The sequence below is a fragment of the Streptomyces sp. NPDC006512 genome, from assembly GCF_040611935.1.
Lineage (GTDB): Bacteria > Actinomycetota > Actinomycetes > Streptomycetales > Streptomycetaceae > Streptomyces.
The window spans coordinates 43455-69120 of the sequence record NZ_JBEXPG010000005.1 but is presented as its reverse complement, the minus strand read 5'-3'; the positions used below and the strand labels follow the sequence as shown (position 1 = coordinate 69120).

Sequence of the window (25666 nt, the reverse complement as noted above, 5' to 3'; positions counted from 1 at the left end):
GCCCCGCCGCCCGTGGTGGGCGGCGGGGCCTTGCGGCGGAACGTACGGGGTCAGGCAGCCGAGCTGGAGCTGCTGCCCGTGCTGGACGACGTCGAGGAGGACGAAGCGGCAGGGGCGGCGGCAGCGGTGGACGTCGTCGTGGACGACGTGGACGCCGGCTTCGAGGCAGGGGTGCTGCTCGACGAGGCGCCGCGGCTGTCGTTCCGGTAGAAACCGGAGCCCTTGAAGACGATGCCGACCGCGGAGAACACCTTCTTCAGGCGTCCGTCACAGCTCGGGCACACGGTCAGCGCGTCATCGGTGAACTTCTGCACGGCCTCAAGGCCCTCACCGCACTCGGTGCACTGGTACTGGTAGGTCGGCACGAATTTCCTCCTGGCACTCTCACTCAATGAGTGCTAACGACGCTCCATGGTGACGTATTCCGGCGGATCAGTCCACCGTCACCGGCGTGCGGTGACCGATCCCACGCTCGTTCACCCGATTACGGGTGACGGGCGCGGCGGCCGCCGGCACGGCGGCCGAGGACGAGTTCACGATCCGGCTCGGGGCCTGCGGGGCCAGCTTCGCACGCAGCGCCAGCAGCGTCGCCAGCGCGAGCGCGGTGGCCACGAGCGGCACGAGGAAGCCGTACGAGGACCCGTGCGCGTCCGTCAGGCGGCCGGCCAGGGTCACGGCGCCGGCCTGGCCGAAGGCGACCGCGCCGGTCAGCCAGGTGAAGGCCTCGGTGCGCGAGGCGGCCGGGATGAGCTGCTCGATCATGGTGTAGCCGGTGATCAGCGCGGGGGCGATGCACAGGCCGACGACCAGGCCGAGCGCGCCCAGCAGGATCACCGAGTGGGCGGCCCACAGGACGGAGGCGGCGGCGGTCAGGCCGATGTAGCCGAGGATCAGGCGGCGGCGCGGGCCGATCTTCCAGGCGATGGCGCCCATCGCGATGCCGGCGGTCATGTTGCCGGCGGCGAAGACGCCGTAGAGCAGGCCGTTGGCGCCGGGGTTGCCGATCTCGTTGGAGAAGGCGGCGAGGGAGACCTGCATGCCGCCGAAGACGGCGCCGATGCCGATGAACGCGACGATCAGGACGCGCAGGCCCGGGAACGACAGCGCGGAGGCGTGCTTCTCGCCGTTCGCGAGGGCGGGGGCCGCCTTCGGCTCGGTGGAGCGCTGGGCGGCGAAGAACAGGCCGCCGAGCAGGGTCAGGGCCGCCTCGGTGGCCAGACCGGCCGCCGGGTGGACGCCGGTGCACAGCGCGGTGGCGAGGACGGGTCCGACGACGAAGGTGAACTCGTCGGTGACGGACTCGAACGCGGCCGCGGTCGGCAGCAGCGGGGAGCCCTCCAGCTTGGCCGCCCAGCGGGCCCGGACCATGGGTCCGACCTGCGGGACGGAGGCGCCGGCCGGGACGGCGGCCAGCGCGAGCACCCACAGCGGGGTGCCGATCAGGGCCAGCGCGGTCAGCGCGCTCACGGCGGCGGCGTGCAGGAGCACGACCGGCACGAGGACGGCGCTCTGGCCGCGGCGGTCGGTGAACTTGCCCATGACCGGGGCGAACAGGGCCATGGAGACGCCGGTGACGGCGGCGACGATGCCCGCGGAGCCGTAGGAGCCGGTGGCGTGCTGGACGAGCAGCAGGATGCTGATGGTCAGCATGCCGAAGGGCAGGCGCGCGGCGAAGCCGGGGAGGACGAAGGAGAGGGCACCGGGCGTGCGAAGGAGCTGCCCGTAGCCGGGTCGTGCGGACTTGTCGGTCGTGACCGCGGATGTCACGGCCTGGCCTTTCCGCTGCCTGGTAGAACTCCCCGTCTGCGGACGATGGGCCGCTTTGTGAGCGGCCGCACCCGTACATGTGGGAGCCCCGAGAGCTGTCCTCTTGCGCAGAACCGAGTGATACCTGGGCGCCCACTGCGGGAGGGAGCCACGGCCGCTTTGCGGTCGCGCCAGCTCTGCGTCAGGCAGAGTTGGTTCGATCTGTTGTGCCTTCATCGTACAGGGGAATCCGCTACCACGCCCTGTGATTACGGTGACAACTCGTGTCTTCACCTGCGATTAACTGGAATTTCGCATTCCCCTGCCACCGATATGGGGGCAAGGGCGGGCACACGCCACCGAAACCGTGTGAATTAGAACGTCACTCTAAGTCAAAACGGTCACGCGCGCGGCCGCTCCGGACACCCTCCGCCACCTAGAGTGACGTCGCGCCGCCGGTTCCGAGCCACCCCGCGAGCTTGCCCCCGCGCGCGACCGCCCGCAGCCGCGCCTCCGCCGCGTCCCGCACCGGGTCCGTGGCGACCACCAGCAGGTCGTCCCCGCGCCGCAGCACGGTCGACGGCGCCGGTACGAAGCTCTTCGCGTCCCGGACCACGAGGGTCACGGAGGCCCCCGCGGGCAGTCGCAGCTCGCCGACCTCCACGCCGTGCATGCGCGAGGCGGGCGGGATCGAGAAGGACAGCAGGTGCCCGCGCAGCTTCTCCAGCGGCGCCGACTCGATCCCGAGGTCCGAGGCGGCCTCGTCGGTGTCGCCGAGCTCCAGCTTGCGCGCCAGCCACGGCAGCGTCGGTCCCTGCACCAGGGTGTAGACGACGACGAGGACGAAGACGATGTTGAAGACCCGGTCGCTGCCCTCGATCCCGGACACCATGGGAATGGTCGCCAGGATGATGGGGACCGCACCGCGCAGCCCCGCCCACGACATCAGGGCCTGCTCCTGCCAGGGGATCCGGAAGGGCAGCAGGCTGACGAAGACCTCCAGGGGCCGCGCCACCATCGTCAGCACCAGGCCGATGATCACGGCGGGCCAGAAGTCGTGGACCAGCTCGTGCGGGGTGACCAGCAGGCCCAGCAGCACGAACATGCCGATCTGCGCGATCCAGCCGAGTCCGTCCGCGAACCCCCGCGTCGCCGGCCAGTGCGGCAGCTTGGAGTTCCCGAGCACCATCGCGGCCAGGTACACCGCGAGGAAGCCGGAGCCGTGGGCCATCGCGCCGGCCGCGTACGCCGTGATCGCGATGGCCATCACCGCGATCGGGTAGAGGCCCGAGGCGGGCAGGGCCACGTGCCGCAGCCCGTACGAGCCGAGGAAGCCCACCGTGAGGCCGATGGCGGCGCCGATCGCCAGCTCCAGCGCGATCTTGCCGATCAGGACGTACCACTCGTCCACGGGCCCGACCGTCGCGAAGGCCACCACCAGGATGACGACGGGAGCGTCGTTGAAGCCGGACTCGGCCTCCAGCACACCCGTGATCCGGGAGGGGAGGGGGACCTTCCGCAGGACGGAGAAGACGGCCGCCGCGTCGGTCGAGGAGACGACCGCGCCGATCAGCAGGGCCTGGCGCCACTCCAGCCCGACCAGGTAGTGCGCGCCCGCCGCCGTGACGCCCACGCTGATCGCGACGCCCACGAGCGACAGCATGACCGCGGCCGGCAGCGCGGGTTTGATCTCTTTCCACTTGGTGCCCAGACCGCCCTCGGCGAGGATCACGACGAGCGCGGCGTAGCCGATGACCTGCGTCAGCTCGGCGTTGTCGAAAACGACGTTGCCGATGCCGTCCTGGCCTATCGCGACGCCTATGCCGAGGTAGATGAGCAGGCTGGGGAGACCGCTTCGCGAGGAGACGCGTACCGCCGCGACCGCGACGAGCAGCACGAGCGAGCAGACCAGCAGGAGCTCATTGAGCGTGTGGACAGTCAGCGGGCGGCCCTTCCTCAAGGCGCCGCCCGGCGGATCGTTCCTCCCGAGGGCGCGTTCGGCAAGTACTTCGTTACCTTACCTAATCTTTGACGCTTCCTTAACGCGCTCCTCACATTGTGAAACGCCGCACCGGCCTTGTCCTCGGCACCCGGGACCGGACATCCCGGTCGGGCCGGGCAGCCCCTCGACCCCTGGCGGATCAACGCACCCGGGTCTGCGCCTATGGTTGCTCCCAGTACTCCCAGGACCACCCTGCCCCTCTAAGGACAGCGATGCCCGCCAACGAATCCGGACCTTCCGTCAAGAAGAAGGGACGACGCGCACGCCTGCTCGTGCTCGTCATGGTCCTGGCGCTCTTGGCGGGCCTCGGCTACGGCGCGTACTGGAGCGCGGACACCGTGCGCGCCTCGTTCCCGCAGACGACCGGCTCCCTGAAGGTTCCAGGCCTGACCGGGACCGTCGACGTGAAGCGCGACGAGCACGGGATCCCCCAGCTCTACGCCGACAACGACGAGGACCTCTTCCGCGCCCAGGGCTTCGTGCACGCCCAGGACCGGTTCTGGGAGATGGACGTACGCCGCCACATGACCTCCGGCCGTCTCTCCGAGATGTTCGGCTCCGGGCAGGTGGAGACGGACGCCTTCCTGCGCACGCTGGGCTGGCGGCAGGTCGCGCAGGCCGAGTACGACACCAAGCTCTCGCCCGAGACGAAGAAGTACCTCCAGGCCTACGCCGACGGGGTCAACGCGTACCTGAAGGGGAAGTCCGGCAAGGACCTCTCCGTCGAGCACGCGACCCTCAAGCTGAGCGAGGGCTACGCGCCGGAGCAGTGGTCGCCGGTGGACTCGGTGGCCTGGCTCAAGGCGATGGCCTGGGACCTGCGCGGCAACATGCAGGACGAGATCGACCGCTCGCTGATGGCGAACAAGCTGTCGCAGGCGCAGATCGACGAGCTCTACCCGCCGTACCCCTTCGACCGGAACAAGCCGATCGTCGAGGGCGGCACGGTCGCGGGCGGCAAGTTCGCCCCCCAGGGCACCCCGGCCACGGGCACGGGCACGGGAACCGGGGGTACGGGCACCGGCACGGGTACGGGCACCGGCACCGGGACGGGCACCGGAACCGGCACGTCCAACGGCGCCGGCACGGGTACCGGCACCGGAACCGGCACGGGTACCGGCACCGGCTCGCAGGCCGCCCCCCACGGCGGCACCCCCACCGGGCTCGCCGGCAACGCCACCGCCCAGGGCGCGAGCGTCGGCCTGCGCACGCAGCTGACCGCCCTCTCCAAGACCCTGGACGAGATCCCGGCCATCCTCGGCCCCAACGGCAGCGGCATCGGTTCGAACTCCTGGGTCATCTCGGGCAAGTACACGACCACCGGCAAGCCCCTCCTCGCGAACGACCCGCACCTCTCCCCGCAGCTGCCCTCGGTCTGGTACCAGATGGGCCTGCACTGCCGGGCGGCCTCGCCCCAGTGCCAGTACGACGTGGCGGGCTACACCTTCTCCGGCATGCCGGGCGTGGTCATCGGCCACAACGCCGACATCGCCTGGGGCATGACCAACCTGGGCGCCGACGTCACCGACCTCTACCTGGAGCAGGTGCGGACCGACGGCTACGTCTTCGACAACAAGACGCAGCCCTTCACCGTCCGCGACGAGGTCATCAAGGTCGCGGGCGGCCCCAGCAAGAAGATCACCGTCCGCTCCACCAACAACGGACCGCTGATCTCCGACCGCAGCGACGAACTCGGCACCGTCGGCTCCCGCGCCCCCGTGCCCAGCTCCGCCCCCGACCGGGGCGACGGCTACGCGATCGCCCTGCGCTGGACCGCCCTGGACCCCGGCAAGTCGATGGACGCGGTCTTCAAGCTCAACCGGGCCAAGGACTTCAACAGCTTCCGGGCGGCCGCCGCGGACTTCGAGGTCCCGTCCCAGAACCTGATCTACGCCGACAACAAGGGCGCCAACGGCAACATCGGCTACCAGGCCCCGGGCCGCATCCCGATCCGCACCCAGGGCGACGGCCGCATGCCCGCCCCCGGCTGGGACCCCAAGTACGCCTGGAAGGGCGGCAAGGACGGCAACGCGGGCTACATCCCGCAGAACGAGATGCCGTGGGAGCTCAACCCGGCGCGCGGCTACGTCGTCACCGCGAACCAGGCGGTCACGGAGAGCGGCACCGGCGCGGGCAAGTACCCGCACCTGCTGACCACCGACTGGGGCTACGGCGCCCGCAGCCAGCGGATCAACGACCTCATCGAGGCGAAGATCAAGGACAGCGGCAAGATCTCCACCGACGACATGCGCACCATGCAGATGGACAACAGCAGTGAGATCGCCGCGCTGCTGACCCCGATGCTGGCGAAGATCCAGGTCTCGGACCCGGACGTGCGCTCGGCGCAGAAGCTGCTGGAGGGCTGGAACTACACCCAGGAGCCCGACTCGGCCGCCGCCGCGTACTTCAACGCGGTCTGGCGCAACATCCTCAAGCTGGCCTTCGGCGACAAGATGCCCAAGGAGCTGCGGGTCGAGGGCAGCTGCGTGAACGTCCGTGACGAGACCCGCGGCCCCGCCGACGACCTCGCCGAGCTGGTCCGCGAATGCGGCACCCGCGGCCCCGACTCGGCGCAGCCCGACGGCGGCGACCGCTGGTTCGAGGTGGTCCGCAGGCTGGTCAAGGACGAGAAGTCGGCGTGGTGGCAGAGCCCCGCGGTCCGCGCCGACAAGGCGACCACCACCCGCGACGAGCTGTTCGCGCGGGCCATGGAGGACGCCCGCTGGGAGCTGACCGCCAAGCTCGGCAAGGACCAGTCGACCTGGAGCTGGGGCCGGCTGCACCAGCTGACGCTGAAGAACCAGACCATCGGCACCGAGGGCCCCGGCTTCATGCAGTGGCTCCTCAACCGCGGCCCGTGGAACCTGGGCGGCGGCGAGGCCACCGTCAACGCCACCGGCTGGAACGCCTCCAGCGGGTACGGGGTCACCTGGGTCCCGTCGATGCGCATGGTCGTGAACCTCAACGACCTGGACAAGTCCCGCTGGATCAACCTCACCGGCGCCTCCGGCCACGCGTACCACTCCAACTACACGGACCAGACGACCCTCTGGGCCAAGGGCGAGCTCCTGGACTGGCCCTTCGGGAAGGCGGCCGTCGACAAGGCGACGGTCGAGACCCTGACGCTGAAGCCGAACTAGCCGAAGCGCACCACCCCCGACGGGGTGGCGACCGCCTGGACGGGGTGGTCGTGCGGTTCCTCCGGGACCCGCGCGACCACCTCTTCGTCGTAGAGGAGCACCACCAGCGCCGGATGGACCCCGGCCCGCTCCAGCCGCGCCAGCACCCGGTCGTACGAGCCGCCCCCGCGCCCGAGCCGCATGCCGCGCCCGTCCACCGCGAGCCCGGGCAGCAGGACGGCGTCCGCCCCGGTCACCGCGTCCGGCCCGAGCCGCGGCCCGGCGGGCTCCAGCAGCCGCATCTTGCCGGGGTGCGCGGTCTCGGCGAGGCCGTCCGGCCCCTCGTACCGCGCCCAGTCGAGGTCGTTGTCGGGCAGCAGCAGGGGCAGCAGCACCCGCTTCCCGGCGGCCCGCAGCGCGTCGAGCAGGTCACGCGTGCCCGGCTCGCCGCCCACGGAGACGTACGCGGCCACCGTGCGCGCACCGGCCAGTTCGGGCAGCGCGAGGGCGGTGCGGGCGAGCGCGCGGGCGGCCGTCCGGCGCGCCTCGGGGGACAAGGCACGACGGGCGGCGAGCAGTTCCCGGCGCAGGGAGGCCTTCTCGGGCGTCCGGGGTCCGTTTTCGGGCGGATTTTCTACCACAGTTGAGTCTCAATTCCTTGCTCATTCGGGCATAACGGGAGGTATTCACCGTAATCTCACGAGGTGTTCGGCCGGACCCACTATCGTTCTGCCCATGACTCAGTCGCACCCCGTGATCAAAAAGGCCGTCATTCCGGCCGCGGGCCTCGGCACTCGGTTCCTCCCGGCGACCAAGGCGACCCCCAAGGAAATGCTCCCGGTCGTGGACAAGCCGGCCATCCAGTACGTCGTGGAGGAGGCCGTGTCGGCCGGCCTGGACGACGTACTCATGATCACAGGACGTAACAAGCGGGCCCTCGAAGACCATTTCGACCGGAACTACGAGCTGGAGTCGGCGCTCATCGCCAAGGGCGACGACGACCGGCTGAAGAAGGTCCAGGAGTCCAGCGACCTGGCGACCATGCACTACGTCCGCCAGGGCGACCCGCGGGGCCTGGGTCACGCCGTGCTCTGCGCCGAGCCCCACGTGGGCAGCGAACCCTTCGCCGTCCTGCTCGGCGACGACCTCATCGACCCGCGTGACCCGCTGCTGCGCCAGATGGTCGACATCCAGGCACGCACCGGCGGCACCGTCGTCGCGCTGATGGAGGTCGACCCGGCCAGCGTCCACCTCTACGGCTGCGCCGCCGTCGAGCCGACGGACGACACCGACGTCGTCCGCGTGACCGGTCTCGTCGAGAAGCCGGACGCCTCCGAGGCGCCCAGCAACTACGCGGTCATCGGACGGTACGTCCTGAACCCGGCGATCTTCGGCATACTGCGGGAGACCGAGCCGGGCCGCGGTGGGGAGATCCAGCTCACCGACGCCCTGCAGAAGCTGGCCGCCGACGAGAGCGTGGGCGGTCCGGTGCACGGCGTGGTCTTCCGCGGCCGCCGCTACGACACCGGGGACCGAGGGGACTACCTGCGGGCCATCGTCCGACTCGCCTGCGAGCGCGAGGACCTCGGCCCGGAGTTCCGCACCTGGCTTCACCGTTACGTCACGGAGGAGATGTAGCACCTTGAGCAGTCCCGCACCGCAGGACACCGGCCACCAGCGTCTGTGGTCGGTGGACGAGCACCTCGCGGACGTACTCGCCGCCGTCCGGCCGCTGGAGCCCATCGAGCTCCAGCTGCTCGACGCCCAGGGCTGTGTCCTGGTCGAGGACGTCACCGTGCCCGTCGCCCTCCCGCCCTTCGACAACAGCTCCATGGACGGCTACGCCGTCCGCACGGCCGACGTCCAGGGTGCGAGCGAGGAGTTCCCCGCGGTGCTCGCGGTCATCGGGGACGTGGCGGCCGGCAGCGGTGACCTGCCCACCGTCGGCCCCGGCCAGGCCGCCCGCATCATGACCGGCGCCCCGCTGCCCCCCGGCGCGGAAGCCGTCGTACCGGTCGAGTGGACCGACGGCGGCACGGGGGGCGGCGCGGCCTCCGGGATGACCCCGGCCAGCACCGCTCCCGAGGGCGCGGGCGGCGAGGTACGGGTCCACCGCGCGGCCGAGGCGAGGGCGCACGTCCGGGCCCGCGGCAGCGACGTACAGGCCGGAGACCTGGCGCTGGCCGCCGGGACCGTCCTCGGCCCGCCGCAGATCGCCCTGCTGGCCGCCATCGGACGCGGCACGGTCCGGGTCCGGCCGCGGCCCCGGGTGGTCGTCCTGTCCACCGGCAGCGAACTGGTCCAGCCGGGTGAGGCGCTGACCGCCGGGACGATCTACGACTCCAACAGCTTCGCGCTGGCCGCGGCCGCGCGCGACGCCGGGGCCATCGCCTACCGGGTCGGTGCCGTCGCGGACGACGCCGACACCCTGCGGTCCACCATCGAGGACCAGCTGATCCGCGCCGACCTGCTGGTCACCACCGGCGGCGTCAGCGTCGGCGCGTACGACGTCGTCAAGGAGGCCCTGACCTCCGTCTCGGCCGGCGACGCGGCCGTGGAGGCCGGGAACGTCGACTTCCGCAAGCTCGCCATGCAGCCCGGCAAGCCCCAGGGCTTCGGCACCGTCGGCCCCGACCACACCCCGCTGCTCGCGCTTCCCGGCAACCCCGTGTCCTCGTACGTCTCCTTCGAGCTGTTCGTGCGCCCCGCGATCCGGGCGCTGATGGGCCTGCCCGCCTCCGAGGTCAGCCGGCCGAGCGTGCGCGCCGGGCTCCGCAGCGACAAGGCGATCGGCTCCCCGTCCGGCCGCAGGCAGTTCCTGCGCGGCACGTACGACGCCGGCACCGGCACGGTCTCCCCGGTCGGCGGATCGGGCTCGCACCTGATCGCCGCGCTGGCGCACGCCGACTCCCTGATCGTCGTACCGGAGGACGTCACCTCGGTCGAGCCGGGCACCGAGCTGGAAGTGATCCTGCTCGGCTGACCACCCGCCCGGGCGGGTAGCGTGTGTCGCACCACACAGGTCCCCCGGGACCCAGAGCGGAGCGGCACAGCATGAGTACCGAGAGCAGGCTCACCCACATCGACGAGGCCGGCGCGGCCCGGATGGTCGACGTCTCGGCGAAGGACGTCACCACCCGGACGGCCCGCGCCAGCGGACGCGTCCTCGTCTCGCCCCGGGTGATCGAGCTGCTGCGCGGCGAGGGCGTGCCGAAGGGCGACGCCCTCGCCACCGCGCGGATCGCCGGGATCATGGGGGCCAAGAAGACCCCCGACCTGATCCCGCTGTGCCACCCGCTGGCGGTCTCCGGGGTGAAGGTCGACCTCTCGGTCGCCGACGACGCCGTCGAGATCCTCGCCACCGTGAAGACGACCGACCGCACGGGCGTCGAGATGGAGGCGCTGACCGCCGTCGCGGTCGCCGGACTCACCGTGATCGACATGGTGAAGGCGGTCGACAAGGGCGCGGTCATCACCGACGTCCGGGTGGAGGAGAAGACCGGCGGCAAGTCCGGCGACTGGAGCCGGGGATGAACGCCCCCCGCGGCGGCGAGGTGCACAGCCACGTGCCGCCGGTGGCCGGCGAGGCCTGGACCGCGGCGGGTCGGCCCGCCGCCCCGGCGCCCGCGCCGCGCGCCCTGGTGGTCACCGCCTCCAACCGTGCCTCCCAGGGCGTCTACGCCGACCGGGGCGGCCCGCTGCTCGCCGAGGCGCTGGAGGGGCTCGGCTTCGAAGTGGACGGCCCGCGCGTGGTCCCGGACGGCGATCCCGTCGAACAGGCGCTGCGCGAGGGCGTGGCCGCCGGGTACGACGTCGTCCTGACCACGGGCGGCACGGGCATCTCGCCGACCGACCGGACCCCGGACGCCACCGCCCGCGTACTGGACTACGAGATCCCCGGCATCCCGCAGGCCATCCGCGCCGAGGGCCTCGCGAAGGTGCCGACCGCCGCGCTGTCCCGGGGCCTGGCGGGCGTCGCCGGCCGCACCCTGATCGTGAACCTGCCCGGCTCGACGGGCGGGGTGAAGGACGGCCTCGCCGTGCTGGCGCGGATCCTGCCGCACGCCGTCGACCAGATCCGCGGCGGCGACCACCCCAGACCCGCGCCGGCTCCCGGGAGCCCGAGCTGAACGGCCCGTCCTGGCCGGTGGCACTGGCGGACGGCGATGTCACGCTCCGGCCGATAAAGCTCCGGGACCAGCGCGCCTGGCGCGAGGTCAACCGGCGGAACCGCGAATGGCTGCGGCCGTGGGAGGCGACGATCCCGCCGCCCGCGCCGTGGGGCCCGGTCATCCACCGGCCGACGTACCGGCAGATGGTCCGCCACCTGCGGGCGGAGGCCAACGCGGGCCGGATGCTGCCCTTCGTCATCGAGTACGAGGGGCGCCTCGTCGGCCAGCTGACGGTCGCCGGGATCACCTGGGGCTCGATGTGCGCCGCCCACGTGGGCTACTGGGTGGACCGGGACGTGGCCGGGCGCGGGGTGATGCCGACGGCCGTCGCGCTCGCCGTGGACCACTGCTTCGGGAAGGTCGGGCTGCACCGCATCGAGGTGTGCATCCGCCCGGAGAACGGTCCGAGCCGCCGCGTCGTGGAAAAGCTCGGTTTCCGCGAGGAGGGCCTGCGGCCGCGGTACCTGCACATCGACGGCGCCTGGCGGGACCACCTCGTCTACGCGCTGACCCTGGAGGAGGTCCCGGAGGGACTGCTGCGCCGCTGGCACCGCACGAGGCCGCAGGAAAGCCCCCCGGCGAACGCCTGAAACCCGGTTATCGCAAAGGCGTTCGAATTCTTGCCGATTCGCCCATAACCTGATCCGAAGAATCGGAAAAAAAGTCCGTGATATCAGCCTGATCGTGCGACACACCGGCTCAATTGGCTGATCCCCCCGCCCGCGCCCCTCTACGGTGTGGGGTGTGAGCAGCAGCGGCCTCATCTACGCAGTCATTGTCGGGGCCTGGGCCGCCTACTTGGTGCCCATGTGGCTCCGGAGGCAGGACGAGCTGAACGAAGCCCGTCCGACGGAACGCTTCTCCACTGCCATCCGGCTGCTTTCCGGCCGGGCGGGAATGGAGCGCCGTTACGCCAAGGGGCTGCGTGAGCGCGGTGACGAACAGGCGGAGCCCCAGCCCCACGCGGACCCGGACGCCGCGACGGAAACGGTGAATTCCGTGGACGCCGACGCCCGGGCCTTCGGCGTGCCCCCGACCAGGACCGAGCCGAGGTTCGCCGAGGCCGAACGGGTGCGGCGCCAGCAGCGCCTCCAGGTGCTCGCGCGCCGCCGGCGCACCACCGCGCTGCTCTTCCTCGCCTTCAGCGCCGGCGCGATCGTCGCCGCCGTCGGCGGACTCCAGTACCTGTGGGCGCCCGCAGTGCCCGCCCTGCTGCTGAGCGCGTACATCGTGCACCTGCGCGTCCAGGAGCGCCGCCGCTACGAGTTCACGATGGACCGGCGCCGCGCCGAGGCCGCCGCCCGCAACCTGCGCGAGAACCGCCCCCGCCGCCGGACCTCCGAGGACTCCGCCGCCGCGGGCGCGGCCGAACCGGACCCTGCGCCACCGGTCTCCCCCCAGGAGGCCGGGCGCCGGGCGCTCGTCGAACAGACCGACCACGCCGAGTGGGTGGACCAGCAGCGCGAGCGCGAACGCGGTCCCGCGCGCGGCGACAGCTGGGAGCCGGTCCCGGTTCCGCTGCCGACCTACGTGACGGCCCCCGTCGCCCCGCGCGCCACCGGCCCGGCCGCCCCCGACGCCTGGAGCGCGACCCGCTCCAGCACCGCCGAGCCCACGGAGCCCCGGCTGCGCGCCCAGCCCGGGGTCCCGAAGCCGAAGACGGAGCCCAGGCCGGAGCCGGTGCCCGCGCCGGAGCCGAAGCCGGACCCGCGGCCCCAGGCCGCCGCCACCCCGCGCCCCCGCGGCCGCGACCGGGGCCGCACCCCGCTCTTCGACCAGTACGAGGGCGAGGACCGGCCGCGCGCCGCGAACGAGTGATCGGTGACCTGCGCGGACGCTCCCGACAACCCGTTTTGGAGCACCCGCGAGGGGATGCTAATGTTTCACACGTCGCAAGGGCCTGTGGCGCAGTCTGGTAGCGCACCTCGTTCGCATCGAGGGGGTCTGGGGTTCAAATCCCCACAGGTCCACAAACGACAGTTCGCGAGTAGCTCTCGGGAACGTCATGAGATCCCGTCCGGTCGGAAGACCGGGCGGGATCTTCTGCATGTCCGGACCGTGCGGGGGGACTTGGCCGCGCCGGCCCGTCCCGCCCCGCCGGTGAGCCGTCGTCAGGCGGGGCGGCGGGGGCGGGTCAGGGGTTCAGGGGCTTCGCCATGCAGAGGCTGGAGTCGTGGAAGCGGTAGTAGCCGAACTTCTCGGACGGGGTGTAGCCCGAGGAGAGGTAGAGGGCTATCGCCTCCGGCTGCTGGTCGCCCGTTTCGAGGACCATCCGCACGCGGCCCGCGGCGCGGGCGTCGGCTTCGAGCTCGGCCAGGATGCGGCGGGCCAGACCCAGGCCGCGGGCCGGGGGGACGACGTACATGCGCTTGATCTCCGCGTCGCCGTCGGAGTAGCCCTCGTCGCTCTTGTCCTGGCGGCGCCAGGCGCCGCTGGCCACGGGGGCGTCCGAGGCGTCGTAGGCCAGGAGGTAGAGGCCGTTCGGCGGGACGAACATCCCGGGGTCGAGGAAGGTGGCGTCGCCGTCGCCCTCGTAGCGCTCCTGGTATTCGAGCTGGACCTCGGCGTCGAGCTTGACCGCGTCGGGGTGGTCGTAGGCGACGGTGCGCAGATGTATCCCGTGAGACATCAGGACATCGTACGGAAGCGTCCGGCTATGGTGCTGGGATGCTCACTGTGACCTCCGTGAATGTGAATGGGATCCGCGCCGCCGCCAAGAAGGGCTTCGGGGAGTGGCTCGCGGGATCCGACGCCGACGTCGTGTGCCTCCAGGAGGTACGGGCCGAGGAAGGGCAGATTCCGGAGGAGGTGCGGCAGCCGGAGGGCTGGCACACCGTGTTCGCGCCCGCCGCCGCCAAGGGCCGGGCCGGGGTCGCGCTGTACACGCGCCGGGCCCCGGAGCGGGTGCGGGTCGGCTTCGGCAGCGACGAATTCGACGCCTCCGGGCGGTACCTGGAGATCGACCTGCCGGGCGTGACCGTCGCCAGCCTCTACCTGCCGTCGGGCGAGGCGGGCACCGAGAAGCAGGACGAGAAGTACCGCTTCATGGCCGAGTTCCTCCCCCATCTGGCCGCGCTCAAGGTGCGGGCCGCCGCGGACGGGCGCGAAGTCGTGGTGTGCGGGGACTGGAACATCTGCCACCGGGAAGCGGACCTGAAGAACTGGAAGACCAACCGCAAGAACGCTGGCTTCCTGCCCGAGGAGCGGGAGTGGCTGGGGAAGGTGTACGCGGAGGCCGGCTACGTCGACGTCGTCCGCGAGCTGCACCCCGACGCCGAGGGTCCGTACTCCTGGTGGTCCTACCGCGGCCGGGCCTTCGACAACGACGCCGGCTGGCGGATCGACCTCCAGGTCGCGACCCCGGGACTGGCAGGCAAGGCCGTGAAGGCCTGGGTGGAGCGCGCCGAGACGCACCCGGAGCGGTGGTCGGACCACGCCCCGGTGACGGTGGTCTACGCGCTCGGGTCCTGACCGGCGGCGAGCAGCCGGTCCATCGCCATGGTGAGCTCCGCCTCGACCACGCTCTTCGCGAGCGGCCGCAGGCGGGGCAGGGCCTCCTCGGACAGGTGCGTGGAGATCAGCTCCGTGAACAGGGCGGCCATCGCGTCCGCGTGTTCGCGCACGCGGCGGCCCGTCTCCAGCACCACCGCCAGCGGTACGCCCTCGCGGACCAGCGCCGACGAGACGTCCAGCAGGCGGCGGCTGACGTGCACGATCGCCTCGCCGTCGACGGCGAGGTAGCCGAGGTCGAGGGAGGCCGCCAGGTTCTCCGGGGTGACCTCGCCCTCGAAGTAGTCGGCCAGGGCCTCCGGGGACAGCCGCACCGGGGTCTCCTCCGACCAGCCGATGCCGAGCAGCTCGCCGAGCTGCGTGACGTCGCGCCCGCTCTCGAACGCGGCGGTGAGTTCGGCGATGCCGCCGAGGGTGTGGCCGCGCTCCAGCAGGGCGGCGATCGTGCGCAGCCGGGCGAGGTGGTGGTCGTCGTACCAGGCGATCCGGCCCTCGCGGCGGGGCGGCGGCAGCAGCTTGCGCTCGCGGTAGAAGCGCAGGGTGCGCACGGGGATGCCGGCCGCCTCGGCCAGTTCCCCGGTCCGGTATTCGCGTGCCATCGCGGGCCCGTCCTCCGTCGTCACTGCTGTCACTTCGTCCGCCACACGGGCAGCCTAGGGCGTACCGTCGGTAACTTTCCGGGCGCGACCCCTACCCATGGGTACGGCGCTGCTCTACTCTCCCGATTGTGCCAGTGATTGCTGGCAGTGTTGCGGTGTGGTGGCTGGGACTGCGGAAGCGGAAGGCGGCGGGCATGGGCGGCATGGACGAGCGTGCACACGTGGGACGTGAACACGTACGCGTGGCGGTGATCGGGTCCGGGTTCGGCGGGCTCGGCGCCGCCGTACGGCTGCGGCGGGAGGGGATCACGGACTTCGTCGTCCTGGAGCGGGCGGACTCCGTGGGCGGGACCTGGCGCGACAACAGCTATCCGGGGTGCGCGTGCGACGTCCCCTCGCACCTGTACTCCTTCTCCTTCGCGCCCAACCCCGACTGGCCGCGGACCTTCTCCGGGCAGCCCGCCATCCGGGAGTACCTGGAGCACGTCGCCGACGTCTTCGGACTGCGCCGCCACATCCGGCTGAACCACGAGGTCCGGATGATGCGCTGGGACACCGAGGAACTGCGCTGGGAGATCGAGACCTCAGCCGGGGAGCTCACCGCCGACGTGGTGGTGTCCGCGACCGGGCCGCTGTCGGACCCGAAGGTGCCGGAGATCCCCGGGCTGGCGGAGTTCCCGGGCAAGGTCTTCCACTCCGCCCGCTGGGACCACGACTACGACCTGCGCGGCAAGCGCGTCGCGATGATCGGCACCGGGGCCTCCGCGATCCAGATCGTGCCCGCCATCGCCCCCGAGGTGGAGCGCCTCACGCTCTTCCAGCGGACCCCGCCGTGGGTCATGCCGCGCACCGACCGGGCCATCAGCGCGGTCGAGCGCTGGCTGCACCGCCAGCTGCCCTTCACCCGCGCCGCGCGCCGCGGGCTGCTGTGGGGGATCCGCGAGCTCCAGGTCAGCGCCTTCACCAAGCGGCCGAACCAGCTCGGCCTGGTCGAGTCCCTCGCCAAGGCCAACATGTCCCGCTCGATCAAGGACCCGCAGCTGCGGGCCAAGCTGACGCCCTCCTACCGGATCGGCTGCAAGCGGATCCTGCTGTCCAACGCCTACTACCCGGCGCTGGCCCGGCCCGACGTGGACCTGGTGGCCTCCGGGCTGAAGGAGGTCCGCGGCTCGGTCCTCGTGGCCGCCGACGGGACCGAGACCGAGGTCGACGCGATCATCTTCGGCACCGGCTTCCACGTCACGGACATGCCGATCGCCGACCGGGTCGTGGGCGCGGAGGGCGGGACCCTCGCCGACGCCTGGAAGGACGGGATGCAGGCGCTGCGCGGGGCGACCGCGGCCGGCTTCCCCAACTGGATGACGATCATCGGGCCGAACACCGGTCTCGGGAACAGCTCGATGATCCTCATGATCGAGTCCCAGCTGAACTACATGGCCGACTACATGCGCCAGCTGACCCTCCTCGACGGGGCCGGTCAGGGCGGGCGGACCGCGCTCGCCGCCCGGCCCTCCGCCGTCAACCAGTGGAACCGGAACGTCCAGGCACGGATGGAGCGGACCGTCTGGAACACCGGCGGCTGCACCAGCTGGTACCTGGACTCCCAGGGCCGCAACACCACGGTCTGGCCGGGCACGACGGGCGAGTTCCGCAAGGAGACCCGGACCGTCGACCTCTCCGAGTACGAGGTCATCCGCGTCCGGGACCGCGAGCGCGCCCCGGCCGTGGCCGCGGCGGCGTCCGGGAAGGCCGGGAAGGCCGGGAAGGCCCGGGCCGGGGCCCCCGCCGGGCCGGCGCCGCGCCCCGCACCCGTGGAACCGGCCGCGGCCCCCGCCCCCGCCGTCGCCGAGGAGGGGGCGGCGTGAGCCGGCCCGCGCACGTCACCACCGGGCGCTACGCGCCGCCCGCCCCGGCCCGGGTACTGGAGGTCACCTCCGCCGACGGGGCCCGCCTGCACGCCGAGGTCCACGGCGCCGAAGGCGCCCCGGCCGTGGTCCTCGCCCACGGCTGGACCTGCTCCACCGCCTTCTGGGCCGCGCAGATACGGGACCTGGCGCAGGACCACCGCGTCGTCGCCTACGACCAGCGCGGCCACGGCCGCAGCCCCGCCGCCCGGGCCTACGGCACCGACGCCCTCGCCGACGACCTGGTCGCCGTCCTGAAGGCCACCCTCGCCCCGGGCGAGCGGGCCGTCGTCGCCGGGCACTCCATGGGCGGCATGACCGTCATGGCGGCCGCCGGACGGCCCGAGTTCGCCGAGCACGCCGCGGCCGCCCTGCTGTGCAGCACCGGCAGCTCACGGCTCGTCGCGGAGGCGACCGTACTGCCGCTGCGCCCCGGGCGGCTGCGGACCCGGGCGACGCACGCGGTGCTCGGCTCGCGCGCCCCCCTCGGGCCCGTCACGCCCCTCGCCCGCTCGGTCCTCAAGTACGCGACCATGGGCCCGGGTTCCGCCCCGGACCGGGTGGAGGCCTGCGCCCGCATCGTCCACGGCTGTCCCACCGGGGTCCGCCACGCCTGGTCCCGGGTACTGGCCGGCCTGGACCTGGACGCCGAACTGGCCCGGCTGACCGTGCCCACCGCCGTCATCGGCGGTACGGACGACCGGCTCACCCCCATCGCGCACGCCCGCGCCCTCGCCGCGGCCCTGCCGCACTGCGCGGGCCTCACCGAACTCACCGGCGCGGGCCACATGACGCCCGTCGAGGCGCCGGAGGCGGTCACGGCCGCCCTGCGCGCGCTCACCGCCGAGCACCTCCCCGTACGGCCGGCCGCCACGGCCGACGGGGCAGCAGTCACCGAGGCCGAGAAGGAGAAGACGCCGTGAGCCGCAACAGTCTGGAAGGCCAGGTCGCCGTCGTCACCGGCGCCGCCCGCGGGGTGGGCGAGCTCCTCGCCCGCAAGCTGTCCGCGCGCGGCGCGAAGATCGCCCTGGTGGGCCTGGAGCCGGAAGCCCTCAAGGAGGTCTCCGAGCGGCTCCACACCGACAGCGCCCACTGGCACGCCGACGTCACCGACCACGAGGCGATGGCCCGCGTCGCGCAGGAGGTCAAGGAACGCTTCGGCAAGGTGGACGTCGTCGTCGCCAACGCGGGCGTCGCCGCCGGCGGCCCGTTCGCCGACTCCGACCCCGTGGCCTGGCGCCGCGTGATCGAGGTCAACCTCATCGGCGGGGCGGTCACCGCCCGCGCCTTCCTGCCCGTCCTCGCCGAGAGCCGCGGCTACTTCCTCCAGATCGCCTCGCTCGCCGCGATCACCCCGGCCCCGATGATGACGGCGTACTGCGCCTCGAAGTCCGGGGTGGAGGCCTTCGCCCACTGCCTGCGGGCCGAGGTCGGCTACAAGGGGGTCAAGGTCGGCGTGGGCTACCTGTCCTGGACCGACACGGACATGGTGCGCGGAGCCGACGAGAACGACGTCATGCGCGAGCTGCGCCAGCGCCTGCCGTGGCCCTCGAACCGCACGTACCCGCTCGGCCCCGCCGTGGACCGGATCGTGGCCGGCATCGAACGGCGCTCGCCGCACGTGTACGCGCAGTGGTGGCTGCGCGGCATGCAGGGCGTGCGCGGTTACCTGCCCGGGATCATCGCGACGGTCGGACAGCGCGAGATGAAGCGGTTCGAGCCGCGGCTGGCCGGTGTCTCCAAGGGGCTCGTGGGAGCCGGCGGGGCCGCCGACGAGAAGGAGCGCACGCGTAACACCTAGGCCATATGGCCGAAATGCGCGGAAACGTCCCCCATGTCAGGCTGGTCGACAACACGCCCCGACCACCGTTCAGGAGGGACCGGCATGGGTCTGAGGGACCAGTTCCAGGACAAGGCGAGGCGGCTCGCGGAGCGGGCCGCGGCGCAGGACGCCGAACTGCGGCGGACCGGGGCGGAAGCGGCCGCCCCGGTTCCCGAGCCGGCGCCGGAGGCACGGCCGGGAGCCCGCCCGGTCCGGGACGCCTACGAGGACGCGTTCGACAAGTAGGAGCGACAGCAGGGAGAGGGGCGCGGCCGGCGGGCCGCGCCCCTCTCGTGTGCCCGCTCCCGCGGGGTGCGCCTACTCCCGCGGCGGCAGCTTCGGGCGGCGCAGGTCCGGGACGTCCGTGTAGCCGGGCGGCACGGCGGCCGGGTCCTGCTCCAGCAGCTCCAGCGCGAGGTGCACGGCGTCGTCGAGCTGGGCGTGGCGCCCCTCGGCCCAGTCCAGCGGGGTGCGCAGGATCGCGAGGTCGGGCTCCACGCCGTGGTTCTCCACCGACCAGCCGTACTCCGGGAACCAGGCGGCGTTCATCGGCACGGTGATCACCGTCCCGTCGCCCAGGGTGTGGCGGCCGGTCATGCCGACGACCCCGCCCCAAGTGCGCTGGCCCACCACCGGCCCCAGGCCCAGCAGTTTGAAGGCGGCGGTGATCATGTCCCCGTCGGAGGAGGTCGCCTCGTCGGCCAGGGCCACGATCGGGCCGCGGGGGGCGTTGGAGGCGTAGGAGACCGGCTGGGCGTCCCGGGTCAGGTCCCAGCCGAGGATCGAGCGGGTCAGCTTCTCCACGACCAGCTCGCTGATGTGCCCGCCCGCGTTGCCGCGCACGTCCACGATCAGCGCGGGCCGGGACATCTCCATCCGCAGGTCCCGGTTGAACTGTGCCCAGCCCGAGCCGCCCATGTCGGGGATGTGCAGGTAGCCGCAGCGGCCGCCGCTGACCTCGCGGACGACGGCCCGCCGCTTCGACACCCAGTCCTGGTAGCGCAGCGGCCGGTCGTCGACGAGCGGTACGACGGCCACGCGCCGGGCCCGGCCGGACCCCTCGGCGGGCTCGAAGGTGAGCTCGACGGTGGTGCCCCCGGCCGCCGCGAGCAGCGGGTAGGGGCCGGTCACGGGGTCGACCGGGCGGCCGTCGACGTGGGTGAGGACCGCGCCCTCGCGGATGCCGGTGCCCGCGAGGGGGGAGCGCGCCTTGGAGTCGGAGGACTCGCCGGGCAGGATCCGGGCGAGCATCCAGGCGCCGTCCCGGGGCACGAAGTTGGCGCCGAGCAGCCCGATGGCCCGCTGGTAGTGGGGCGGGCCCTCGTTGCGGCGGGCGGGGGACACGTACGCGTGCGAGGTGCCGAGCTCGCCGAGCACCTCGCGCATGAGGTCGGCGAACTCGTCGGGGGAGGCGACCCGTTCGACGAGGGGGCGGTACTGGCGCAGTACCTCGTCCCAGTCGATCCCGCACATGCCGGGTTCCCAGAAGTAGGCGCGGATGAGCCGTCCGGCCTCCTCGAAGGCCTGGCGCCACTCGGCCGCCGGGTCGACCTCGTGCAGGATGCGCCGCAGGTCCAGGTAGACGGTCGAGTCCCCGTCGCCGGACTCCGTCGAGGGGACCGCGCGCAGGTCGCCGTCGTCGTTGACGACGAGACGGGTGCCGTCGCCGCTGACCGCGAACCAGTCCAGCCCGGAGGCCAGTTCCGTCTTGCGGGCCTTGGTCACGTCGAAGTGCTCCAGCGTGGGCTTGCCGCTGGTGTCGGCCGGGTTGGCGAAGGTCTCGCCGAGCGCGCCGGAGATGGGCCAGCGCAGCCACACGAGCCCGCCGCCGCTCACCGGGTACAGGGCCGAGTACTTCGACGCGGACACGGGGAAGGGGATGATCCGGCTCTCCAGGCCCTCGGCCTCGACGGTGACCGCGCCGTCGCCGGACTCCGGCTCCCCCTCGGCCGGGTCGAGGCCGCCCGCCGCCGGGCGGCCGTCGGGGGAGAACGCGAAGGGGGAGGGGGTCGCGGAGGACAGCGGCACCAGGTAGGGGCGGCAGCCCAGCGGGAAGGACAGGTCGCCGGTGTGCACGTCGTAGACCGGGTCGAACCCGCGCCAGGACAGGAAGGCGAGGTAGCGGCCGTCCCGGGTGAAGACCGGGTTCTCGTCCTCGAAGCGGCCGTTGGTGACGTCGACGACGGTGTGCGCGCCGGGTCCCGCGATCTTCGCCATCTTGATCTGCCGCAGCGAGCGTCCGATGCCCGGGTGCGACCAGGTGAGCCAGCAGCCGTCGGGGGAGAAGGCGAGGTCGGTGACGGGCCCGTTGATCGACCGGATCAGCTCGGTGACCTCGCCGTTGGACTCCTCCGTGGCGTCGAGGAGCAGCAGCCGTCCGTCGTTGGAGGCGATGGCGAGGCGTTCCCCGTCCGGATCGGACAGCAGCTCCAGTACCCGGCCCAGCGCGCCCGAGGCCAGCCGGCGGGGCTCGCGTTCCCCGGAGGCGCGGGGGAGGTAGGCGATCTCGATCGCGTCCTCGCCCTCGGCGTCGGTGACGTAGGCGACCTGGCCGCCGCTGCCGAGCATCTCGGGCAGCCGGACCCGTACGCCCGGGGTGTCGGCGATGGTGCGGGCCGGCCCGTCGCGGTGGGTGAGCCAGTAGAGGCTGCCGCGCACGACGACGGCGCTGGCCCGGCCGGTGGCGTCGACGGAGAGCGAGTCGACGTGGCTGGCGGCCGGCACCTGGTACGGACGGCGCCCCGCGCGCGGCCCGCCGAGGCGGACGCGGAGCTTGCGCGGGGAGGCGTCGGGGGCGAGGGAGTCCACGAGCCAGATGTCACCGGCACACTGGTAGACGACCCGGGTGCCGTCGCTGGAGGCGTGGCGGGCGTAGAACTCGGCGTGGTCGGTGTGCCGGCGCAGGTCGCCGCCGTCGGGCAGGCAGGAGTAGAGGTTGCCGATGCCGTCGTGGTCGGAGAGGAAGGCGATCCTGCCGCCCACGAACATCGGGGAGTCGAGATGCCCTTCGATGCCCTCCAGCAGCCGCTGCCCGTGCAGCCAGAGCCGGCCGGTGGCGCCGCCCCGGTACCGCTTCCAGGCGGCGGGCTCGTGCGGGGGCTTGCCGGTCAGCAGCAGGCTGCGCCGCTCGCCGTCCTCCTCCTCCCGGACCTGGATGTCGGAGACCGGCCCCCAGGGGAGGCGGCCGCCGGGGCTGCCGTCGGTGGGCAGGCTGTAGGACCAGGCGAAGTAGGAGAAGGGCTGGCCGTGCGAGGACACGGCGAGGATGTCGCTGCGGCCGTCCTCGTCGGGCGGGGTCCAGCCGCAGACGCGGGTGTCGGTGGCGCCCCAGTAGCTGAGCTGGCGGGCCGGGCCGCCGTCCACGGGGACGAGGTGGATCTCGGGGTCGAGGCTGCGCCAGGTGGTGAAGGCGATGTGCCGGCCGTCGGGGGAGAAGCGCGGGTGGCTGACCCGGGTCCGGTCGACGGTGATCCGCCAGGCCCGGCCGGGTTCGGCTCCGTCGGGTACGAGGGGGGCGACCCAGAGGTCGTCCTCGGAGGCGAAGCACAGCAGGTCGTCGTGCAGGTGCGGGAACCGGAGGTACGCGACGTCGTGACTCACCCCCCAATGCTTTCCGCGGCGGGGGGCCCCGGCAACTCGTACAGGTGATCCCCTTCGGGGGATTCGGGGCCCGCGGCGGCCGGGTGACCGACGCCACTCCCCCTAACGAAACGGAACGGTTTCGTTCCCTTGGGGGTGGGGGTATCGTCTTAACGGTACGGAAGGGTTTCGCTCGGACAGGGGGCGCGGAGATGACCGAAGAGACGTCGGAGACGTCGGCGCGGCGTACCCGGATCACCCCCGAGCGGCAGGCCGAACTCCACGAGGCGGTCCTCGACCTCCTCCGCGAGGTCGGCTACGAGGCGCTGACCATGGACGCGGTCGCCGCCCGTACGAAGTCCAGCAAGGCCACCCTCTACCGCCAGTGGGGGAGCAAGCCCGAGCTGGTCGCGAAGGCCCTGCGGTGTACCCAGCCGGTCTCCCTGGGGGAGATCGACACGGGCACCCTGCGGGGGGACATCGCCATGATGGTGGCGCACTCCGACGACGTGCAGATGGCCAAGGACACCGCCCTGATCAGGGGTCTGGCCCATGCGGTCCACGAGAGCCCGGAGCTCCACAAGGCGCTCCGGGACCTGCTGGTCGACCCGGAGATCAACGATCTCCAGCGGCTGCTGCAGCGCGCCGTCGAGCGGGGCGAGATCCGGCCGGACTGTCCGGCCCTGGATTTCGTACCGCACATGCTCATCGGGGCGTTCATCTCGCTCCCGCTGATCGAGGACCGGCCCGTCGACCGGGTCTTCCTCAGCGAATTCGTGGACGCCGTGATCTTCCCCGCCCTCGGCGTCTGACTCCCCAGAAGCGTTCCGCACCGTCCCGCTGCTCCTGACACGCCGCTCTCGTCGTCGGGCCGGCTCTCCATGCCCTGATCCGTCCCGGATCCATCCCACGACCTGAACGGGAGAACCACCCACGTGGCCACCTTCCTCTACCGGCTCGGCCGCGGCGCCTTCCGGCGCCGCCGCTTCGTCGCCCTCGTCTGGGTGGCGCTGCTGTTCGCCGCCGGCTTCGGCGCCGCGACGGCCTCCGCGCCCACCTCCGGCTCGTTCTCGATACCCGGCACGGAGGCCCAGAAGGCCTTCGACCTGCTGGACAAGAAGTTCCCGGGCATGGCCGCCGACGGCGCCACCGCCCGCATCGTCATCAAGGCCCCGGCGGGCGCCAAGGTCACCGACCCGGGCGTCAAGACCGAGGTCGAGAAGGTCATCTCCGGTCTGAAGGGCGGCGCCGGCGCCGACCAGATCGCCTCCGTCGAAGACCCGTACCTGACGAAGGCGGTGAGCCAGGACGGCTCCACCACCTACGTCAGCGTCAAGTACAAGGTCAGCGGGATGGAGCTGAAGGACGCCACCCGCGACGCGCTCAAGGACTCCGGCAAGGAGGCCCAGCAGCAGGGGCTCGGCGTCGAGATCGGCGGCGACGCCCTGATGGCGGCGCCCGAGACGGGCTCCGGCGAGATCATCGGCATCCTGGTCGCCGCGATCGTCCTCGTCATCACCTTCGGCTCGCTCGTCGCGGCCGGACTGCCGCTGCTGACCGCGCTGATCGGCGTGGGCATCGGCGTCTCCTCCATCACCGCGCTCGCCAACGTGCTGGACCTCGGCTCCACCACCTCCACCCTCGCGATGATGATCGGCCTCGCGGTCGGCATCGACTACGCCCTGTTCATCGTCTCCCGCTACCGCGCGGAGCTCGCCGAGGGCCGTGAACGCGACGAAGCCGCGGGCCGGGCCGCCGGAACCGCCGGCTCCGCCGTGGTGTTCGCCGGTCTGACCGTGGTCATCGCCCTCGTGGGCCTGGCCGTCGTCAACATCCCGATGCTGACCAAGATGGGCGTCGCGGCCGCCGGCACGGTGGTCATCGCGGTGCTCGTCGCCCTGACGCTCGTCCCGGCCATCCTCGGCTTCGCGGGCAAGAAGGTCCTGCCGGCCGGCGAGAAGAGCAAGCTCTTCGGCAAGGGCAAGCCCGCCGACGCCAAGCCCAAGGCCAACGGCGGCACCCGCTGGGCCCGCTTCGTGCTCCGCCGCCCCGTCATGGTGCTGCTCGCCGGCGTCATCGGCCTCGGCGTCATCGCCATCCCGGCGAGCAAGCTGGAGATGGGCCTGCCGGACGACGGCGCCCAGCCGGTCTCCACGACCCAGCGCAAGGCGTACGACCTGCTGTCCGACGGCTTCGGCCCCGGCTTCAACGGCCCCCTGATGGTGGTCGTCGACGGGGACAAGGCGCTCGCCGACGGCACCGCCGACCGGATCAAGGGCCTGGACGGGGTGGCGGTCGTGCTGCCGCCCCAGCAGAACGAGGCCAAGGACGCCGCGATCATCAGCGTCATCCCCAAGGACCGGCCCTCCTCCGCCGCGACCGAGGACCTCGTCCACACGATCCGCGACGGCAGCGGGGACGACGTCTACGTCACCGGCCAGACCGCGATGAACATCGACTTCTCGCAGAAGATGAACGACGCGCTGGTGCCCTACCTGGCACTCGTGGTCGGTCTCGCCTTCCTGCTGCTGATGCTCGTCTTCCGCTCGATCCTGGTCCCGCTCAAGGCGGCCCTCGGCTTCCTGCTGTCGGTCGTCGCCGCCCTCGGCGCGGTCGTGGCGGTCTTCCAGTGGGGCTGGCTCGGCTCGGTCTTCGGAGTGGAGCAGACCGGTCCGATCATGTCGATGATGCCGATCTTCATGGTGGGCGTCGTCTTCGGCCTGGCCATGGACTACGAGGTCTTCCTGGTCACCCGCATGCGGGAGGCGTACGTCCACGGCGAGCGCCCGGGCCAGGCCGTCGTCACCGGCTTCCAGTACAGCGCCCGCGTGGTCGTGGCCGCCGCCGTCATCATGATCGCGGTGTTCGCCGGGTTCCTCGGGGCCAGCGACCAGATGGTCAAGATGATCGGCTTCGGCCTGGCCATCGCCGTCCTGTTCGACGCCTTCGTGGTCCGCATGGCCATCGTCCCGGCGGTGCTCGCGCTCCTCGGGCACAAGGCCTGGTGGCTGCCGAAGTGGCTCGACCGGATCCTGCCGAACGTGGACGTCGAGGGCGAGAGCCTGCGCAAGCACCTCGGCGACGGCTCCGGCCACCCGGAGGGCCCGGACAAGGACCGCGAGCTGGTCAACGCCTGACCGTACGCGCACGTGGCAGCGCCCCGGCCCCGCACCTGTTCCCAGGTGCGGGGCCGGGGCCGTTCCGTACGGGGCG

General features: G+C 72.4%; 21 protein-coding genes and 1 tRNA gene. 15 read left to right on the top strand and 7 right to left on the bottom strand.

All coding sequences use genetic code 11. The features are described 5' to 3' along the window. Positions 1–50: 50 nt before the first annotated feature. The 3 genes from ABZZ17_RS05140 to ABZZ17_RS05130 form a co-directional block, all read right to left on the bottom strand. Positions 51–365 (bottom strand): FmdB family zinc ribbon protein, encoded by a 315-nt coding sequence (locus tag ABZZ17_RS05140; RefSeq protein WP_356872136.1) that lies wholly within the window; start codon positions 363–365, stop codon positions 51–53. A 67-nt stretch (positions 366–432) separates the two neighbouring features. Continuing rightward, entirely contained in the window at positions 433–1767 is a 1335-nt protein-coding gene (locus ABZZ17_RS05135) for an MFS transporter (protein ID WP_356872134.1), read from the bottom strand. A gap of 415 nt (positions 1768–2182) precedes the next feature. Then, positions 2183–3643 carry a potassium/proton antiporter gene (locus ABZZ17_RS05130; protein ID WP_356872450.1) on the bottom strand — a complete coding sequence of 487 codons (1461 nt, stop codon included), beginning with the start codon at positions 3641–3643 and terminating at the stop codon, positions 2183–2185. Between the two features lie 317 nt (positions 3644–3960). On the opposite strand from ABZZ17_RS05130, the gene ABZZ17_RS05125 reads away from it, so the two are divergent. Further along, positions 3961–6888 (top strand): penicillin acylase family protein, encoded by a 2928-nt coding sequence (locus ABZZ17_RS05125; RefSeq protein ID WP_356872132.1) that lies wholly within the window; start codon positions 3961–3963, stop codon positions 6886–6888. Here ABZZ17_RS05125 and ABZZ17_RS05120 read toward each other — a convergent pair. After that, a complete protein-coding gene (locus ABZZ17_RS05120) occupies positions 6885–7508 on the bottom strand; it encodes a 5-formyltetrahydrofolate cyclo-ligase (protein WP_356872130.1) in 624 nt (207 codons plus the stop codon). The two genes, ABZZ17_RS05125 and ABZZ17_RS05120, sit on opposite strands and share 4 nt — an antisense overlap. 94 nt (positions 7509–7602) lie before the next feature. On the opposite strand from ABZZ17_RS05120, the gene galU reads away from it, so the two are divergent. From galU to ABZZ17_RS05085, 7 genes are all read left to right on the top strand, one after another. Beyond that, the gene (galU, locus tag ABZZ17_RS05115; RefSeq protein ID WP_356872128.1) at positions 7603–8505 is read left to right on the top strand and encodes a UTP--glucose-1-phosphate uridylyltransferase GalU; all 903 of its coding nucleotides are present in this window, start codon (positions 7603–7605) and stop codon (positions 8503–8505) included. A 4-nt stretch (positions 8506–8509) separates the two neighbouring features. Then, positions 8510–9850, top strand: a complete 1341-nt coding sequence (gene glp, locus ABZZ17_RS05110) for a gephyrin-like molybdotransferase Glp (RefSeq protein ID WP_356872126.1) — start codon at positions 8510–8512, stop codon at positions 9848–9850. Positions 9851–9921: 71 nt separating this feature from the next. After that, a complete protein-coding gene (moaC, locus tag ABZZ17_RS05105) occupies positions 9922–10401 on the top strand; it encodes a cyclic pyranopterin monophosphate synthase MoaC (RefSeq protein WP_281207673.1) in 480 nt (159 codons plus the stop codon). Then, a complete protein-coding gene (locus ABZZ17_RS05100; RefSeq protein WP_356872124.1) occupies positions 10398–10997 on the top strand; it encodes a MogA/MoaB family molybdenum cofactor biosynthesis protein in 600 nt (199 codons plus the stop codon). The genes moaC and ABZZ17_RS05100 overlap by 4 nt, the downstream gene beginning before the upstream one ends. Positions 10998–11014: 17 nt before the next feature. Further along, complete coding sequence (locus tag ABZZ17_RS05095) at positions 11015–11629, top strand: GNAT family protein (RefSeq protein ID WP_356872122.1); 615 nt, start codon at positions 11015–11017, stop codon at positions 11627–11629. 154 nt (positions 11630–11783) lie between these two features. Next, positions 11784–12857, top strand: coding sequence for a hypothetical protein (locus ABZZ17_RS05090; RefSeq protein ID WP_356872120.1), 1074 nt, complete (start codon positions 11784–11786; stop codon positions 12855–12857). A gap of 78 nt (positions 12858–12935) precedes the next feature. Then, a tRNA-Ala gene (locus tag ABZZ17_RS05085) sits at positions 12936–13009 on the top strand. A gap of 164 nt (positions 13010–13173) precedes the next feature. Here ABZZ17_RS05085 and ABZZ17_RS05080 read toward each other — a convergent pair. Next, entirely contained in the window at positions 13174–13668 is a 495-nt protein-coding gene (locus tag ABZZ17_RS05080) for a GNAT family N-acetyltransferase (RefSeq protein ID WP_356872118.1), read from the bottom strand. A gap of 38 nt (positions 13669–13706) precedes the next feature. Here ABZZ17_RS05080 and ABZZ17_RS05075 point away from each other — a divergent pair, with 38 nt between their 5' ends. Then, entirely contained in the window at positions 13707–14510 is an 804-nt protein-coding gene (locus ABZZ17_RS05075; RefSeq protein ID WP_356872116.1) for an exodeoxyribonuclease III, read from the top strand. Here the strand turns inward: ABZZ17_RS05075 and ABZZ17_RS05070 are convergent. Further along, positions 14492–15148 carry a MerR family transcriptional regulator gene (locus ABZZ17_RS05070; RefSeq protein WP_356872448.1) on the bottom strand — a complete coding sequence of 219 codons (657 nt, stop codon included), beginning with the start codon at positions 15146–15148 and terminating at the stop codon, positions 14492–14494. The two genes, ABZZ17_RS05075 and ABZZ17_RS05070, sit on opposite strands and share 19 nt — an antisense overlap. 203 nt (positions 15149–15351) lie before the next feature. On the opposite strand from ABZZ17_RS05070, the gene ABZZ17_RS05065 reads away from it, so the two are divergent. The 4 genes from ABZZ17_RS05065 (at position 15352) to ABZZ17_RS05050 (ending at position 19120) form a co-directional block, all read left to right on the top strand. Further along, positions 15352–17013, top strand: a complete 1662-nt coding sequence (locus ABZZ17_RS05065; protein WP_356872446.1) for an NAD(P)/FAD-dependent oxidoreductase — start codon at positions 15352–15354, stop codon at positions 17011–17013. Further along, entirely contained in the window at positions 17010–17975 is a 966-nt protein-coding gene (locus ABZZ17_RS05060; RefSeq protein WP_356872114.1) for an alpha/beta hydrolase, read from the top strand. Before ABZZ17_RS05065 ends, ABZZ17_RS05060 begins: the two co-directional genes overlap by 4 nt. Next, positions 17972–18853, top strand: coding sequence for an SDR family oxidoreductase (locus tag ABZZ17_RS05055; RefSeq protein WP_356872112.1), 882 nt, complete (start codon positions 17972–17974; stop codon positions 18851–18853). Before ABZZ17_RS05060 ends, ABZZ17_RS05055 begins: the two co-directional genes overlap by 4 nt. Before the next feature lie 84 nt (positions 18854–18937). Next, positions 18938–19120, top strand: a complete 183-nt coding sequence (locus tag ABZZ17_RS05050; protein ID WP_356872110.1) for a hypothetical protein — start codon at positions 18938–18940, stop codon at positions 19118–19120. A gap of 72 nt (positions 19121–19192) precedes the next feature. Here ABZZ17_RS05050 and ABZZ17_RS05045 read toward each other — a convergent pair whose 3' ends face one another. After that, a complete protein-coding gene (locus ABZZ17_RS05045) occupies positions 19193–22474 on the bottom strand; it encodes a S41 family peptidase (RefSeq protein WP_356872108.1) in 3282 nt (1093 codons plus the stop codon). Between the two features lie 191 nt (positions 22475–22665). Here ABZZ17_RS05045 and ABZZ17_RS05040 point away from each other — a divergent pair, with 191 nt between their 5' ends. Together ABZZ17_RS05040 and ABZZ17_RS05035 are read left to right on the top strand one after the other, a co-directional pair. Beyond that, complete coding sequence (locus ABZZ17_RS05040) at positions 22666–23265, top strand: TetR/AcrR family transcriptional regulator (protein WP_356872106.1); 600 nt, start codon at positions 22666–22668, stop codon at positions 23263–23265. A gap of 123 nt (positions 23266–23388) precedes the next feature. Further along, on the top strand, positions 23389–25590 hold the full coding sequence (locus ABZZ17_RS05035) for an MMPL family transporter (protein WP_356872104.1): 2202 nt from the start codon (positions 23389–23391) through the stop codon (positions 25588–25590). Positions 25591–25666 lie beyond the last annotated feature (76 nt).